This is a genomic window from Pseudomonas sp. L13 (genome assembly GCF_009935965.1).
In the GTDB taxonomy this organism is placed as follows: Bacteria; Pseudomonadota; Gammaproteobacteria; order Pseudomonadales; family Pseudomonadaceae; genus Aquipseudomonas; species Aquipseudomonas lactis.
Genome location: NZ_QODJ01000159.1, coordinates 1 through 610, shown reverse-complemented (window position 1 = coordinate 610; position 610 = coordinate 1). Strand labels below are relative to the sequence as shown.

The window sequence follows — 610 nt, the reverse complement described above, 5'->3', positions numbered from 1 at the left end:
AGTTTGAAGGTGTAGACAAGCTCATCGTTAGTCACCATCACTACACTGCCACATCCATGCAATCCAGATTCAAAGACAAGCACTTGAGCAGAAGGGTCTTCTCCAGTTGCAGTACAGCCTCCCAGTGTAAGAGCAGAGGAGCTCACTAGCTTCCCAATCCCAAAGAAGTCTTTCTTGACTTCCACATATATGGAACCCTCTCTACACTGAGCCGCTACGCTGTTGGGAGGGACAAAGTGACGCGGATCAAAAGGGATGACTGGCTGCTGTGGTTCTTCTGGCAGGCTTGGAAACTGCCATGTCAGTTTTGTCACTGGACCCAGCATCTGTTCTTTTGACTGAACACCAAAAACATCTTGAGAAGGCCTCCTAAAGTCACTCTTGGCTGGTGTTTGGACAGGAAGTCTTTGTGGGGCAGATGCAGGTTTACTTGGGCCGTATTTCTTGGGAATTGGAGGCATCCTAGAGTCGGTCTTCTGAACTTTTGCCCTAGGCGTAAAGACACCTGAGGTCCAATCATTTCTTTCACTGGGACTCCATTGTGCTTCAGAGAATCCCAGCACAAAAAGGAACACCAATCCAAATCCAACTTGCCCAGACCCCATTGTTG

General features: G+C 48.5%; 1 protein-coding gene. It reads right to left on the bottom strand.

Annotation, left to right across the window (positions count from 1 at the left end; genetic code table 11):
- The coding region (locus DK871_RS28470; protein WP_161907479.1) for a hypothetical protein at window positions 1-578 on the bottom strand (578 nt) is incomplete at its 3' end.
- Between the last annotated feature and the right edge of the window lie 32 nt (window positions 579-610).